Genomic DNA, 13,752 nt, shown 5'->3' with positions numbered 1-13,752 from the left:
AGGGGAAGCCTTTCTCCAGAAAGGTTCCCCTTCCCCCCTCCAATCTTCTTACAGAATCTGCTTGAGGAACTGCTGGAGGCGGGGATGCTCAGGATCCGAGAAGATCTTGGCAGGGGGAGCCACTTCAAGGATTTGCCCCTGATCCATAAAGACGATGCGGTCGGCCACTTCACGGGCAAAGCCCATTTCATGGGTGACGCATACCATTGTCATGCCTTCCTGCGCGAGCTTGACCATAACGTCAAGCACTTCGCCGATCATTTCAGGATCGAGCGCCGACGTGGGTTCGTCGAACAGCATGATGTTGGGCTGCATGGCGAGCGCGCGGGCAATGGCGACGCGCTGCTGCTGGCCGCCGGAAAGCATGCTCGGATAGACGTTGACCTTTTCGGACAGCCCCACTTTCTTGAGCAGTTGGAGCGCACGCTCCTCGGCTTCATGCTTGGAAATATGGCGGAGCTTCATGGGCGCCATCGTCAGGTTCTGGAGCACCGTCTTGTGCGGGAACAGGTTGAAGCTCTGGAACACCATGCCCAGATCCTGCCGGATCTTGTTGATGTCGTTTTCAGGGGCGTTGATGTCGTTCCCTTCGACGAGGATGGTGCCCTTGTCGATGACTTCCAGACGGTTGATGGAGCGCAGCAGCGTCGACTTGCCGGAACCGGAAGGCCCGATGATCACGACGCGCTCGCCGGGCTGCACGTCGAAGCTGACATCGTGCAGCGCGGTGAGCTGCCCGAAGAACTTCCACACGTTCTGGATGCTGATGATGGGGGCTGCGTTACTTTCTGTCGCGGTCATAGTAGGTGAGTCTCCCTTCCATCATGCTCACGCCTTTGGAGAGCAGCAGGGTGATGATGAGGTATACGAGGGCGATGACCGTATAGGTCTCGAAATAGTCGAAGGTCTGCGAGGCGAATTCGCGGCCACGGCGCAGCAGGTCGGCCACGGCGATGATGGAGACCAGCGAGGTGTCCTTGAGCATGGCGATGCATTCGTTGCCGATGGGCGGCAGGATGGTGCGCATGGCCTGAGGAAGGATGACGAGCGTCATGGTCTGGAACCTGTTGAAGCCGAGCGAACGGGCCGCTTCCGTCTGCCCCTTGGGTACGGAGAGGATGCCCGCGCGGAAGACTTCGCCCATGTAGGCGCCGTAGCAGAAGCTGATGGCGATGACCGCCGACACCATGGGCGGAACCTGAATGATGCGTCCGAGGGCGTAATAAATGTAAAAAAGCTGGACGAGCAGCGGTACGCCGCGGATGATTTCCACATAGGTCGACGCGATCAGGTTGATGACGGAATTGCGCGACAGGCGTCCGAGGCCCGTGAGCAGCCCGATAGGCAGCGTACAGAGCAGGGAGAGGGCGGTGACCTCAAACGTGATGATCAGCCCGTCGGGGAGGAATTTGACGATTTCCAGATAGGGTTCCGGCTGCGTGGCGCAGAGGGTGACGAGTGCCACCACGGCAACGCAGAACGCCAATGTCCAGGCATTGAGGAGCCTGCGATCCCTCGGATCGGGGATCTGCGCGCCCTCCGTAACCTCAATGCGAATGTTGGGAGCGTTGTTCATAAATATTCCTACAATGTGTCAGGCTCCGGCAAACGCCGCATGGGATGCGTGCGCCGCGATGTGGGCCTTGCAAGTTGCGGCGCGCCGGGCGACGCGCGAAAACAGGGGCCTTACCAAACGGGCGGCAGGGGAGAGGGCTCCCCTGCCGGCATAGAATCGCAACAGGATGGTTAAGGGTGAGAGATCCGGCGCTTATTTGCCGATCCACTTCTCGACGACATGCTTGTCGATGCCCTTTTCCTTCACGGCCTTGATGCCTTCGTTGAGCTTCTTCACGAGATCCGTGTCCGACTTGCGGACGGCGAACCCGTAGTATTCCACATCCTCAGTGATGAAGGCAACCTTGAGCTTGCCCGTGTATTCCTGCTTTTTGTTGGCGTAGAACTTGGCGACGGGATCATCGCAGATCACCGCTTCGATGTTGCCCTTGGCGAGGTCTTCGAGGGCAAGGCCCACTTCGTCATACGTCTTGACGATGGCCTTTGACTTGGCCTTGGGCAGGGTCTCCACAAGGCCGGTAGTGCCGATCTGCCCGCCGACCTTCTTGCCGTCCAGCTCCTTCAGGCTCTTGAGATCCGAATTGGCGGGAACCACAACGGCTTGGCGGATTTCGCAATAAGGATCGGAAAAGCCCATCGCTTTTTTGCGCTTGTCGGTAATGGTCACGGAAGAGGCGATGATGTCGGCCTGACGGGATTCCAAGGCGGCGAAAATGCCGTCCCACGCGGTGTTGCGGAATTCGACGTTCAGGCCCGCTTCCTTGGCGACGGCCTTCAGGTAGTCGATGGAATACCCGACCACGTTCTTGTTCTCATCAAGCATTTCAATGGGAGGCCACGTCGCATCGGAAGCCACGATGAGGGGTTTTTCGGCGGCATTGGCCAGAGAAGCGCACAAGAGCAGGGACAACAGGGTCGCGCTGAAAAGACGGATCATACCGACAGCTCCTCCAGATATTGCAAATGTTCCACGGCGGCAAACCGCATGAGGAAAAACGCGCCATCTTTCCCTTGCGCGCCGTCCCCATCCTCCATATTCTAAGCGTCCTCTTTTGCAGGAAGATGCACAGCGTGTCAAGAACCGAATCGCGGAACCGCGGGTTCTGGAGGCTTGATTTCCGCAACATTCCCGCGTTGTTTTACGTCATTGCCCCATCATTTTTTACGGAGGATTTTTCATGCCGGTTTCTTGCGCGGTGCTCCTTGATCGGGACGGCACGCTCATTGAGGATAAGCATTACCTTTCGGAGCCGTCCGGCGTCGTCCTGCTGCCCGGCGTCGGCCCGGCGTTGGCGCGTCTGGTTCGGGCGGGGCACCGTCTTTTCTTGGTATCCAACCAATCCGGCGTGGGCCGGGGGTATTTCACGGAACAGGCTGTCGCGGCATGCCAAAAACGGCTTGAAGAGCTTCTGGGGCCGTACGGCGTCGTTTTTACGGATGCCGTGTGGTGCCCGCACGCGCCGGAAGCGTCTTGCCTTTGCCGCAAGCCCTTGCCGGGCATGTTCGATGAACTCCGGGCCCGGCATGGGCTTTTGCCTGAAACGACGTTCATGATCGGGGACAAGCTGGACGATCTGGGGTTCGCCGCCAATGCCGGGCTGTCCGCCGGCCTGCTCGTATTGAGCGGGAAAGGTGCGGAACATGCCCGGAGGGCCGGGTATCCCGTGCCCGTTTCCGGCATCGCCGAGGTTCCGGGCGCGCCCCGGCGTGTCGTGGCTGCGGATTTCGAGTCCGCTGCGGCGTGGATAGTGAGGGATATTGAGAAGTGGGGAGGGAAAAAGGGGCTTTTTTGAAAGGCTGGGTTATGGAAAATGGTTGATGCTTTTTTCTTGAAGCTTCAAAGGGATAACCGGAAAAATGCCTTAGCCGTGGATCCCGCCACGGGGAAAACTGGAAAAAAAGCTCTATTTTTCACCGTACTGTGGAGATGAAACAACCATATGCTATTAACAGAGCCTTTTGAAAAGGCTGTGTTTAAGTTTGTGGTTGATACAGGATTCCAACTGGAAAGGAAGAGCTCTTTGGAGATTATCTGGAGGTCTCGCAACAATTCTTCAAAACTGGATTTCATGTAATGAACAAAAAATGAGAGAGGCCCACATCACCAGACGTGAAACGAGCTTTTATCTATTCATGATTTTCATTGAAAAAATCAGCAACCGTAAACTTAAACACAGCCTTTGAAAAAAGCCCCCCCTTCACTTCCCGCCCCATCTTCTCCAAAGGCTTTAGGCTGGCGGGGAGGCTGCGCGGCAGGGGAACCTGCCGGATGTATGGATCTGGCGGGATAGGGAATCAGAGGATAGGGAAGCTGAAAAGAGCGCTGCATGGCCATGCAACGCCCTTTTTTTATTGTGGGTTTCAGCCTGTTGATGGCGCGAGGCGGCCGAAACAGGAAGCCGCCCGCTATGCGGAAGGTTATTATGATATGTTGCAGGATCAGGCTTTTTTCTTGATCAGGCGCAGCCGGATGAGCATTTCCCGGAAATCCTGCCATGAGCATCCGAACAGCCACGGGCAGGTGACGGCGAGCCCAAGGGACATGAAGGAATAGAGGATGCCGGAAAGGAAAAAGCGTATGATTTGATGGGCGTCATCCGCGAAATAGATTCCCGTCGCCTGTTTGCAGACCCATGCGATTCCGAGGAGGGAGCCGAGGATGAGTCCTTGCAGCATCAGGTTGCGGAAGAAATTGAGAGGGATGAGCCGCGAGGCCATCCAGAACAGCAGGTTGACCATGATGAACTGCGTCGTCACGGTCTTAAGGGCAAGGCCCGTTGCGCCGAGCCCCATGCCGAGCATGTCCTGCGGCGCGACCAGCAGCCATACGAGGAGGACCCCCCCGAAGTGTTCGATGAAGGCAAGGTTCCGCAGCACCTTGGTCTTGCCGGTGGCATGGAAAACGGAGCTTGCCAGTTGCCCGTAGGCTTGATGGGCCGGATAGAGAGCCATGATCTGCACGGGGACGAGTGCCGCGGCGAACTCCGCGCCGCCGAAAATATGTACGAGGACGGAGGCTTCCACGGCGGTGAAGCAGGAGAACCATGCCGCGATCCCAAAAAGGAGCGGCGCGAACCGGGTCAGGAGATGCCCCATGTGCTCGCGGTCGTCCTTGCCCCATGCAATGGCGAGTTCGCGCATGATCAGCGGGGTCATGGCGGATACGAACAGAAAACATGCGGCGCTGACGCGCTGGGACAGTGCGAAATAGCCCTGCTGCGTGCTGCCGTCGAACCACTGGAGCACCCAGCGTTCGGCGGAAAGGGCCAGCGCCGAAAGCAGCGCCTGCACGAACAGCGGCATGCTGTAGTCGGAAAATTCGCGTGTGTAGGAAAGGCGCTGATCGCGCGTGAGGCTGAGATCGATATGCGCCCATGAGCGCCGCATGATGGCGAGGCACCCGATCACGATGCTCCCCATCATCAGGTATTGCAGCCCGAACAGGCTCCCCGCGTTCAGGAAACCGAACCAGAACAGCGCCAGAATGATGATGGCCCCAAGCAGGTTGACCCCGCTCCGCAGGAGCTCGCCGGGCACGGTCAGGCCGAGGGCGTCGTTCATGGAGCGCACCACCCGCGTCCCCCACAGCAGGAAGCCGTAGAAGGCCGCCAGCGGAGCGTACCAGAGCGGCACGTCGGGCAAAAGCATATCCCCAAGCCCCGGCACAAGCAGGAAGACGCCCGCGAGCATGGTAATGAGGAAGACCAGCGCCGAAACGCGGCCGTAAAAGGCGACGAGCGGCATTTCGTACTGGCGGCGGGACAGGGCGTTATAAAAGCAGGTGGACGTGCCCATGTCCAGAAAGCCGGTAAGCTGCGTGAACACGCTGGTGGAAAAATTGAAGTTCCCGTAGGCCTGCGGCCCAAGGGCGCGCGGGAGCACCGCCTCCATGATCAGATAGACGGGGACGGTAGCGATGTTCGCCAGCAGTTTGCCCATATAACGGCGCGCCAGCGAAGCCTGCGGAGGCCGCTGGTGCGTCGCCTGATCCGTGCCGGGCGTCTGATTGGGGGCTGATTCGCGTTCTTCGGTCATGGGGCGGTTTGGGGGCAAGAGGATTTCGCGTCTCCGTACGCTGTCTTTGTCCGCAGCGCAATGCCCCTTTTTGGCCTTTTGTCGCGGGACAGGCGCCATCATAGCTTTTTTACTAAAAATGCAAAAGAGTTCCGCCGGGTGCCGGGCGTGTTATTTTTTTAGGGGGAAGAAAACCGGGGAAGGGAGGGGGAACCTTTCTGAAGAAAGGCTTCCCCCTCCCTTCCCCGGACCCCATCCCTCCCTCTCCCAAGACTTTCGGCTGGTGGGGAGGCTGCCCGGCAGGAGTCCCTGTCGGATGGGCAAGGCGGGATGGAGCGGAAAAGGGCGGTTGTGCTGGGTCGTGTCGCCAATTAGATATAATTTATTGAAATTATTTAACGGATTTCAAGATATAAAATTATTTTTAATAATTTAAAATGGTTAAATGTAAAAATGACGACACGGCCTGGAAACTGGCAAATAGTGGCTGTCCCCGTTTCAGCGCCCACTCGTTCGCTGTCCACTTATAAAGCTGGACTCGTGATCCCTGTAATGCCTGACATAGCTCTTGTGCCCATCCATTATGGCTTAATCGGGAGCCTGAACCAGACTGTTTTGTATGGCAAGGGAAAGCGCCAGACAGGGGTTCGATAAAGCAGAAAGCCCGTGAAGGGAAGGAGTCGTTTTGCTAGGATTGGTGAGGGGAAGGGAAATGTGGGGGAGTCCTCCCCATTCTTTAGTAAAGTTTCCCTTCCCCAAGCGTAACGGGTGAGGCTTAGGCTTCCAAAATGGCCTGATACGCGAGTTTCGTGGAATAGAGATCGGCCTTGGAAAGCAGCTCAAAGGGGCTGTGCATGGAGAGGACGGCGGGGCCGAGATCGATGGTGTCCATGCCGTAGGCCGCGAGATAGAGGGCTACCGTGCCGCCCCCGCCGTGATCGACCTTGCCAAGTTCGGCCATCTGCCACGGGATGTTTTTCCGATTGAGCACGCCGCGCAGCCAGCCGATGTATTCGGGATGGGCGTCGTTGGCCCCGTATTTGCCGCGCGAACCGGTGAATTTGCAGAACGTGGGGCCGTGCCCGATGATCGAGGCGTTGAGCTTTTCGTGCAGCTCCTGCCAGTCGGGGTCGGTAGCCGCGTGTACGTCGCCGGAAACGGCCGTGGAGTTCTGGAAGACGTCGCGAACCTTGGTTCCCGGTTCCCATGCTTCCGTGAGATCCTCCATGCAATACTCAAGAAAACGGCCTTGCGCGCCTGTGGAGCCTTCGGAGCCGATTTCTTCCTTGTCCCAGAAGATCAGGCAGTTGGCGTGTTCGGGGGCTTGCGCGTCTAGGAAGGCGGACAGCGCGGTGAACACGCAAACGCGGTCATCCTGCCCGTAGCCGCCGATGAGGGCGGCATCAAGGCCGACGTAGCGCGCCGGGCCTGCGGGCACGGCCTGCAATTCGGCGGACATCAAATCTTCTTCCCGGATGCCGTATTTGCGGTTGAGGAGGGCGAGGATGTTCGCCCGAACCGGATCTTTCTGTTCTTTTGCGGTTTCGCCCGTATCGGAAGCGGAAGGCAGCGGGCTGTGCCCCAGGATCACGTTGAGCTTTTCCGCATCAAAGGCGTCGGCCACGGTCTTGGTGACTTCCTTCTGTGCCAGATGCGGCAGCAGGTCAGCGATGGTGAACACCGGATCGCCGGGGTCTTCGCCCAGCACGACCTTGATGGACGTGCCGTCCTCTTTGACGATCACGCCGTGCAGGGCGAGAGGCCGGGCCAGCCATTGGTATTTGCGGATGCCGCCGTAGTAGTGGGTCTTGGCCTGCCCGATGCCCACCTGTTCCTGAAGCGGGCGCTGCTTGAAGTCAAGGCGCGGGGCGTCGGTATGGGCGCTGATGAGGCGCACGCCCGAAGCGAGCGGCTTCTTGCCCTTGCGCGCCACGAAGACGGCCTTGCCCCGATAGGTGCGGAACACGAGATCTTTTGTGAAATCTTCGGAAAAACCGGCACCCTTCAACGCTTCAACCACGAGATCCACGGTTTCGCGTTCGGTTTTCGCATGGGAGAGGAAATCCATGTAGCGGGTGGCCAGCGCGTCCATCTGTTCTTGGCTTGCCGCATCGGCGTAGTGCGTCCAGCCGTTTTTGGTTTCGAAATCGAATTCGTTGTTCATGTATGTTGTCCTTTATGGTTTTGAGCGTCGTGATATGGTTTTCCCGCTCTCCCTTTCCATGCGGGAGAGTCCGGGGCCTTGCTGTAAACCCGTGTCCGGGTAGGCCGCTGTTATGCTCATGCCTGATTCAGCGCAGCCGCGATAACATTGGCGGCCGTGGGCAGTTCCTCGTCGGCGAGCGTGCGCGGATCGAGCAGGAAGGCATGATCCTCAAGGCGTCCGATCAGCGGCGGAACGGTTTCGAGCAGGCGCTGCTTGAGGCATTCCGGCGTGCATCCCATAGGGGCGACGCGCACGAGTGTGGTCGGCAGGGCGTTTTCGGGGAATGAGCCGCCGCCGACGCGGGATTCTCCCCGCACCAGCCGGATTTCGGCCTTGTCCCCGCACGCCTTGCGGAGCCGGGAAGCCAGACGCGAGGCCCGGCGCTTGAGTTCGTCCGGCGCTGCGGAGATCATCGCGACCGTGGGGATGCGCTTCCGGGCGAGCTGTTCGTCCAGGTACAGCCGTAGGGTTGCTTCAAGGGCGGCAAGGGTCATCTTGTCAATGCGCAGTGCCCGGTTGAGCGGGTTCCGCTTGATTTTTTCGATGATCGCCTTCGTGCCCACGATAATCCCGGCCTGCGGGCCTCCGAGCACTTTGTCACCGGAGAAGGTAACCACGTCCGCGCCCGCGGCAACCACCGAAGGTACGGTCGGTTCGCCGGGCAGCCCGGCTGCGGTAAAGTCAAGGAAGCTGCCGCTGCCTAGATCCTCAATGAGCGGGAGGCCGTGCCGGTGCGCCATGTCCGCGAGTTCCTCAACGGGCACGTCCGCATGGAAGCCGACGATGCGGTAGTTCGAGGTATGGACGCGCATGAGGGCGACCGTGCGCTCGTTGATGGCGTTTTCGTAGTCCTGCGGGTGGACGCGGTTGGTGCATCCGACTTCGCGCAGGGTGGCCCCGCTGCGTTCCATGACGTCAGGGATGCGGAAGCTGCCTCCGATTTCCACAAGCTGCCCTCTGGCGACCACGACTTCGCCGCCTGAGCAGAGCGCGTCCATCGTAATCAGCACGGCGGCGGCGTTGTTGTTGACCACAAGGGCGGCCTCGGCTCCCGTAAGCGTGCAGAGCAGTTCCTCAACGTGGCTGTAGCGGCTGCCGCGTTCCCCTGTGGCAAGGTTCAGCTCAAGGTTGGAGTACCCCCGGCAAGCCTTGAGGATGGCGTCCACGGCCTCGTCAGCGAGGACGGAGCGGCCCATATTGGTATGGATGACGACCCCGGTGGCGTTGAGCACGCGGCGGAAGCGCGGCGCGGCCCCTTTTTCCGCGAAGGCGGCGAGGCGGGGGAGCAGGGCGTCCAAGCCGAGCTGCCCGGAATCCGTAAGGCGTCCTTCCTTGATGTCTCTGCGGCAGCCGTCCAGAAAGGCGTTGGTGAGCGACCGGAGCAATGGGCGGGGCGTCGTTGCGTACAGCGTGGGCGCGGCATTTTCCAGCCCGCTCAGGCAGGCGTCGACCGAAGGCAGGGAACGAAAGAGATTATTCATATGTTTTGGTTTATTATGGAATATGGTTGGTTCATTTCCACAGGTACGGTGAAAATACGTTTTTTCAGTTTTCCACTGCTGCTTTCTCTACTGGAGGCTTGTGCCGTTATTTGTTTGAAATAAAATGAACTCTGTCATGGCATATGGTTGTTTTATCTCGACAGTATGCTAAAAATACAGACTTTTTCTCCAATTTTCCGCTGATGGGCTCCATGACTGGGGCATTTTGTTGGCCATTCCTTTGGAATTTCAAGAAGCCAAGCATCAACCGTTTCCTATGGCGTAGCCTAGGTTGTGTCGTTGTGTTATATATATAACTATTTGAAATTATTGAAAATAATTTGTTGTAGCTCGAAAAATGATTAAATAATTTCAACAGATTATATCTAAATTGACGACACGGCCTAAGCCTTTTCCCCTTCCCGCTAGACAAGTTCCTGTTCCAGCGTTTGCGGGTGAAGGGTAAAGAACTCGTCGAGCAAATACAAGGAGCCGCACAACAGGACGGGGTGCCTGCCTGCGTCTTCGGCGGGAACGAAGGAGGCCGCTTTTTTCAGGGCGAGGCTCAGGCGTTGGGCTGGCTGCGTGATGGCTGGCCCGCGACCTTAGATTATCTCTAATTGACGACACGGCCTAAGCCTTTCCCCCTTCCTTCTAGACAAGCTCCTGTTCCAGCGTTTGCGGGTGAAGGGTAAAGAACTCGCCGAGCAAATACAAGGAGCCGCACAACAGGACGGGGTGCCTGCCTGCGTCTTCGGCGGGAACGAAGGAGGCCGCTTCCTTTAGGGCGAGGCTCAGGCGTTGGGCTGGCTGCGTGATGGCTGGCCCGCGACCTTCGGCAAGGAGCTTTGCGAGCTCTTCGCCGTTCATGGCCCGCTCGTTGTCCTGAATCGTCGGGACGAACAAAGGTACGTCCCCGGCGATGCGGCGGATAAACGGCAGCATGTCGGATACATCCTTGTCCGCAAGGCAGGAGAAGATGACGGCGGCGGGCTGGATGCCCGCGTCACGGATGGCCGTTTCAAACGCGCGCAGGCCGTGGGGGTTGTGCGCGCCGTCAAGGAGCAGGGGCGGCAGGCCGCTGGCAGCCGGGATGCGCTGGAACCGTCCGGGGAAATGCGCGGAAGCCAGCCCCTTGGCGACGGTTTCGGGCATATTGGGCCAGTGCCGCTGATTGGCGAGCCAGTCCCATGCGGCGACGGCCAGCCGGGCATTGGTGCGCTGGTGCGGCCCATCGAGCCCAAGGGGGGATTGCGGGAACGGGAGCGAGGCCGTTTCGTGGAGTTCCGAGCCTTTTTCCTGTGCGGTGCGGAGAAGGCAGGCGAGGGCCTCGGCTTCCTGCGGGGCGGTGAAGGCCGGGACGCCGGGGCGCATGGCCTGCGACTTGTCGGAGGCGATGTCCGTCAGGGTCGGGCCGAGGATTTTTTCGTGATCCATGCCGATGGGTGTGAAGCAGACGGCCTGCGCCGTCATAGCCGTCGTCGCATCGTAATGCCCGCCAAGCCCCGCCTCCATGACGACGAGATCCACGCCCGCCTCGGCGAAGGCGAGCAGGCCGAGGGCCGTGAGGAATTCAAAATAGGTCAGGTTGGGCGCCGCTTCCATGACGCGGTCGGCCAGCGCGGGCCAGCGGTCTGCCGGCAGCATCGTCCCGTTGATGCGGATGCGCTCGCGCGGGGTGACGAAATGCGGCGAGGTATAGAGGCCCACGTTCAGCCCATGCGCACGGGCGACGCACGACAGGAAGGTGGAGGTGGAGCCTTTGCCGTTGGTGCCGACGATCTGCACGGTCACGAACGGGGGCGCAAGCAGCCCGAGCGCGTCCAGTGCGTTCCGCATGCGGTCAAGGCCGAAGTCCATGTGAAAGAGCCCAAGGGTGTCGAGATGATCTTGTACGTCGTCGAAAGAATGGAAACGCATTGTCAAGCCTTTGCGGTGGGTTGGGTGATGGGCGCCGGACGGCGTCCCTCCGGCGCGGCGCGGGGCGGTCCCGTCTCGTCGGCATGGGGCAGAAACTAGCCTCTTTTTTCAGGAAGGAAAAGATGCGGGGAGGCCGCGCATGCGGCTGGCCCGGCATCCTCCGGAACTTTCCGAACTTATGGATCAAAAGGCTCTCTCATAGTATCCGGTTGTTTCATCTCCACAGCGATGATGCCGGAAATGGTGGCGGCGGGCGTGCCGCCGGGGATGGCGATCATGTCGAGGCTAGTAGAGCCGCTGGTCATGGCTTCGTGTTTTTCGAGGGACAGCGCGCCGGAACGGGTAGCCGCCCCAATGTTGGAATCGGCCCGGCGTGTGCCGGACGGGGATGCGGCGTTTTGGGCCCACGGTGGGAATGAGAAAGTCCCGCGCCGAAAGCCGGGCCTGTTTCCGTAACAGGTAAAATATTTTGTATAATAAATAATTACATATGGTTTTATACATTTGTCACCCTCTTGACAAGGTGGGTGGAATGGACGACAAAGTGGGGGAAAGTGGGAAAAAGTGGAGTATCCTGACAAAAGGGGCCCGGAGGCCGGGTATGTTGTTTCGCGGACAGTCCTATAGGAGCCTTGATGCCAAAGGCCGTCTGATGCTCCCCCCGGAGTTTCGGGATGCGCTGGCGGCGGCTTCGGCGGACGGTGCGTTTGTGCTGACGACATACGACGGCTGCCTTGTCGGGTATCCTGGCCCCCTCTGGAACGAACTGGAGGAGCGTTTTGGGCGTCTTCGGAACAGTTCGAGGAAAATCAGGGACTTTCGTCGTCTGGTGCTCGGCGGTGCGGAGGATCAGTCCTTTGACGCGCAAGGCAGGATACGCCTTTCCCGCGCGCATATGGAATATGCCGGGCTCGGACACGACGCCGTCGTGGTCGGACAGGGCGACAAGTTTGAAATATGGGATCAGGCCCGGTTCAAGGCGCTGCTCTCACAGGATTTTGACGATGTGGCCGATGAGCTGGCTGAAAGCGGCATCGACTTCTCTTTTTAAGAATCCCCGGACACGCTGTTGTATGACGTGCAGCCGGAACACGCCGGCCGCAGGGACGGCCATGCTTTTGCAGCAGGACGAAACGAACCAATGAATTCCGATACCTCCATGCCTTCTCCCGAATCCGTACACATTTCCGTATTGCTGAACGAAGCGGTGGATGCGCTGGCCCCCAAAGCGGGCGGGCGCTATCTCGACGGCACGGTCGGCATGGGCGGGCATTCCTTTGCCATCATGGAGCGCACGGGCGGCGAGGGCTTTCTGTGCGGCTTGGACAGGGATACGCAGGCCCTTGAGCTTGCGCGTATCCGCTTGGCCCCGTTCGGGGATCGCGTCCATCTCGTGCATACCCGCTACAGCGGGTTTGAAGCGGCGCTGGACGGGATCGGCTGGGATGCCGTCGACGGGGCGCTCATTGATATCGGCGTTTCCTCGCTGCAGATCGACTCGGCGGAGCGCGGTTTCAGCTTCAGTTCCGATGGCCCCCTCGACATGCGTATGGATCGCGATTCCGGCGAGCTGCCGGTGAGCCGCCTTGTGAACCGGGCCAAGGCCGAGGAATTGAAGGAGATCATTGAGCGTTACGGCGAGGATCCGCAGGCCGGGCGCATTGCGCGGGCCATCGTGGAGGCGCGGGTGCGCAAGCCCATCGAAACCACCGGGGAACTGGCGGCCCTTGTGGAGCGCGCTTATCCGGCGGCATGGCGGGCCAAGGCCCGGAACCACCCCGCGACGCGCACGTTTCAGGCGCTGCGCATGGCGGTCAACGACGAGATCGGCGAATTGGAACGGTTCCTCGACGCCATCCTCGGACGGTTGAAGCCGGGCGGCCGCGTGGCGGTCATTTCCTTCCATTCGCTGGAGGACAGGGTGGTCAAGCACCGCATGAAAGCGTGGACGCAGGGCTGCATCTGCCCCAAGCACATCCCCGTGTGCGTGTGCCATCATGTGCCGGAAGCCCTGCTTGTGACCCCGAAGCCCATTTGCCCTTCCGAACGGGAAAAGATGCTGAACCCCCGCGCGGGCAGCGCCAAGCTGCGCGTGGCGGAAAAGCTGGATCCGCATGCCCGGCAGCCCGGCGGGGAATCCGGCGAAGAGGCCGCGCGCCTGCGGTATGAAGCCAAGCGCGCCGCGCGCATGGCCCGGCATGGGCGTGAAGGGCGGGGACGGGCATGAGCCAGATGTCGTCAAGCGGCTGGCTGCTGGCCTTCATCCTGTCGCTGCTGCTGAGCCTGCTCATGGGGCTCGCGTTGGTGTGGCTCAGCATTGAGCGCACGGATAAGGCGTATTCCATCCGCCAGCTCAGGAACGAGGTGGAACAGCGCGCCGTCCTCAAAACCAAACTTGAAGTGGAACGGGACAGGCTGCTGGCTCCGCATGTACTGCGCCGTAAAGCCATCCAGCTCGGCATGAGCGAGGCCAAGCCCGGCCAGATCCGGCGGATGCCCGATCCGGGGCCTGAAGCCGGGGTACAGTAGCCTCCGCACGGGCGGGCCAGGGGTCAG

11 protein-coding genes and 1 pseudogene are annotated in these 13,752 nt (G+C 59.9%); 4 read left to right on the top strand and 8 right to left on the bottom strand.

Features of this window, described 5'->3' with window-relative positions; translation table 11 throughout:
• Positions 1-48 precede the first annotated feature (48 nt).
• The 3 genes from ACZM8Y_RS11630 to ACZM8Y_RS11620 all read right to left on the bottom strand — a co-directional run bounded on the left by ACZM8Y_RS11630 (position 49) and on the right by ACZM8Y_RS11620 (position 2,512).
• Positions 49-801 carry an amino acid ABC transporter ATP-binding protein gene (locus ACZM8Y_RS11630; protein ID WP_302554614.1) on the bottom strand — a complete coding sequence of 251 codons (753 nt, stop codon included), beginning with the start codon at positions 799-801 and terminating at the stop codon, positions 49-51.
• Positions 782-1,576 carry an amino acid ABC transporter permease gene (locus ACZM8Y_RS11625; RefSeq protein ID WP_302554615.1) on the bottom strand — a complete coding sequence of 265 codons (795 nt, stop codon included), beginning with the start codon at positions 1,574-1,576 and terminating at the stop codon, positions 782-784. The genes ACZM8Y_RS11630 and ACZM8Y_RS11625 overlap by 20 nt, the downstream gene beginning before the upstream one ends.
• A gap of 192 nt (positions 1,577-1,768) precedes the next feature.
• Entirely contained in the window at positions 1,769-2,512 is a 744-nt protein-coding gene (locus ACZM8Y_RS11620; protein ID WP_482334166.1) for a basic amino acid ABC transporter substrate-binding protein, read from the bottom strand.
• A 241-nt stretch (positions 2,513-2,753) separates the two neighbouring features.
• Here ACZM8Y_RS11620 and ACZM8Y_RS11615 point away from each other — a divergent pair, with 241 nt between their 5' ends.
• Positions 2,754-3,368: a D-glycero-alpha-D-manno-heptose-1,7-bisphosphate 7-phosphatase gene (locus ACZM8Y_RS11615; protein ID WP_482334168.1), complete on the top strand. Its 615-nt coding sequence runs from the start codon at positions 2,754-2,756 to the stop codon at positions 3,366-3,368.
• A 646-nt stretch (positions 3,369-4,014) separates the two neighbouring features.
• Here ACZM8Y_RS11615 and ACZM8Y_RS11610 read toward each other — a convergent pair.
• The 5 genes and pseudogenes from ACZM8Y_RS11610 to ACZM8Y_RS11590 form a co-directional block, all read right to left on the bottom strand.
• The gene (locus ACZM8Y_RS11610; protein WP_482334172.1) at positions 4,015-5,712 is read right to left on the bottom strand and encodes a lipopolysaccharide biosynthesis protein; all 1,698 of its coding nucleotides are present in this window, start codon (positions 5,710-5,712) and stop codon (positions 4,015-4,017) included.
• Between the two features lie 652 nt (positions 5,713-6,364).
• Positions 6,365-7,753, bottom strand: a complete 1,389-nt coding sequence (locus ACZM8Y_RS11605) for an aminopeptidase (protein WP_482334174.1) — start codon at positions 7,751-7,753, stop codon at positions 6,365-6,367.
• Between the two features lie 116 nt (positions 7,754-7,869).
• Entirely contained in the window at positions 7,870-9,276 is a 1,407-nt protein-coding gene (gene selA, locus ACZM8Y_RS11600; RefSeq protein WP_482334176.1) for an L-seryl-tRNA(Sec) selenium transferase, read from the bottom strand.
• 654 nt (positions 9,277-9,930) lie between these two features.
• A complete protein-coding gene (locus tag ACZM8Y_RS11595) occupies positions 9,931-11,196 on the bottom strand; it encodes a bifunctional folylpolyglutamate synthase/dihydrofolate synthase (protein WP_479859496.1) in 1,266 nt (421 codons plus the stop codon).
• 215 nt (positions 11,197-11,411) lie between these two features.
• Positions 11,412-11,561, bottom strand: a pseudogene (locus ACZM8Y_RS11590) (DUF711 family protein); the annotation flags it as partial.
• Positions 11,562-11,797: 236 nt separating this feature from the next.
• Here ACZM8Y_RS11590 and mraZ point away from each other — a divergent pair.
• The 3 genes from mraZ (at position 11,798) to ACZM8Y_RS11575 (ending at position 13,725) form a co-directional block, all read left to right on the top strand.
• Positions 11,798-12,247: a division/cell wall cluster transcriptional repressor MraZ gene (mraZ, locus tag ACZM8Y_RS11585; protein WP_482334250.1), complete on the top strand. Its 450-nt coding sequence runs from the start codon at positions 11,798-11,800 to the stop codon at positions 12,245-12,247.
• Positions 12,248-12,337: 90 nt separating this feature from the next.
• Positions 12,338-13,423, top strand: a complete 1,086-nt coding sequence (gene rsmH / locus ACZM8Y_RS11580; protein WP_337430823.1) for a 16S rRNA (cytosine(1402)-N(4))-methyltransferase RsmH — start codon at positions 12,338-12,340, stop codon at positions 13,421-13,423.
• Positions 13,420-13,725 (top strand): hypothetical protein, encoded by a 306-nt coding sequence (locus ACZM8Y_RS11575; protein ID WP_302552810.1) that lies wholly within the window; start codon positions 13,420-13,422, stop codon positions 13,723-13,725. The genes rsmH and ACZM8Y_RS11575 overlap by 4 nt, the downstream gene beginning before the upstream one ends.
• Positions 13,726-13,752: the final 27 nt, after the last annotated feature.

Source organism: Bilophila sp. (assembly GCF_057864385.1).
Note: the sequence above shows the minus strand (reverse complement) of the source record. Positions and strands in the feature narration are given on the sequence as shown.

What these genes read in the sequence shown, in the direction of transcription:
- ACZM8Y_RS11610 (WP_482334172.1), bottom strand. Translation starts at nt 5,712, where the DNA reads ATGATGGCGCCTGTCCCGCGACAAAAGGCCAAAAAGGGGCATTGCGCT.
- rsmH (WP_337430823.1), top strand. Translation starts at nt 12,338, where the DNA reads ATGAATTCCGATACCTCCATGCCTTCTCCCGAATCCGTACACATTTCC.
- ACZM8Y_RS11575 (WP_302552810.1), top strand. Translation starts at nt 13,420, where the DNA reads ATGAGCCAGATGTCGTCAAGCGGCTGGCTGCTGGCCTTCATCCTGTCG.
- ACZM8Y_RS11620 (WP_482334166.1), bottom strand. Translation starts at nt 2,512, where the DNA reads ATGATCCGTCTTTTCAGCGCGACCCTGTTGTCCCTGCTCTTGTGCGCT.
- ACZM8Y_RS11595 (WP_479859496.1), bottom strand. Translation starts at nt 11,196, where the DNA reads ATGCGTTTCCATTCTTTCGACGACGTACAAGATCATCTCGACACCCTT.
- ACZM8Y_RS11605 (WP_482334174.1), bottom strand. Translation starts at nt 7,753, where the DNA reads ATGAACAACGAATTCGATTTCGAAACCAAAAACGGCTGGACGCACTAC.
- selA (WP_482334176.1), bottom strand. Translation starts at nt 9,276, where the DNA reads ATGAATAATCTCTTTCGTTCCCTGCCTTCGGTCGACGCCTGCCTGAGC.
- mraZ (WP_482334250.1), top strand. Translation starts at nt 11,798, where the DNA reads ATGTTGTTTCGCGGACAGTCCTATAGGAGCCTTGATGCCAAAGGCCGT.
- ACZM8Y_RS11630 (WP_302554614.1), bottom strand. Translation starts at nt 801, where the DNA reads ATGACCGCGACAGAAAGTAACGCAGCCCCCATCATCAGCATCCAGAAC.
- ACZM8Y_RS11615 (WP_482334168.1), top strand. Translation starts at nt 2,754, where the DNA reads ATGCCGGTTTCTTGCGCGGTGCTCCTTGATCGGGACGGCACGCTCATT.
- ACZM8Y_RS11625 (WP_302554615.1), bottom strand. Translation starts at nt 1,576, where the DNA reads ATGAACAACGCTCCCAACATTCGCATTGAGGTTACGGAGGGCGCGCAG.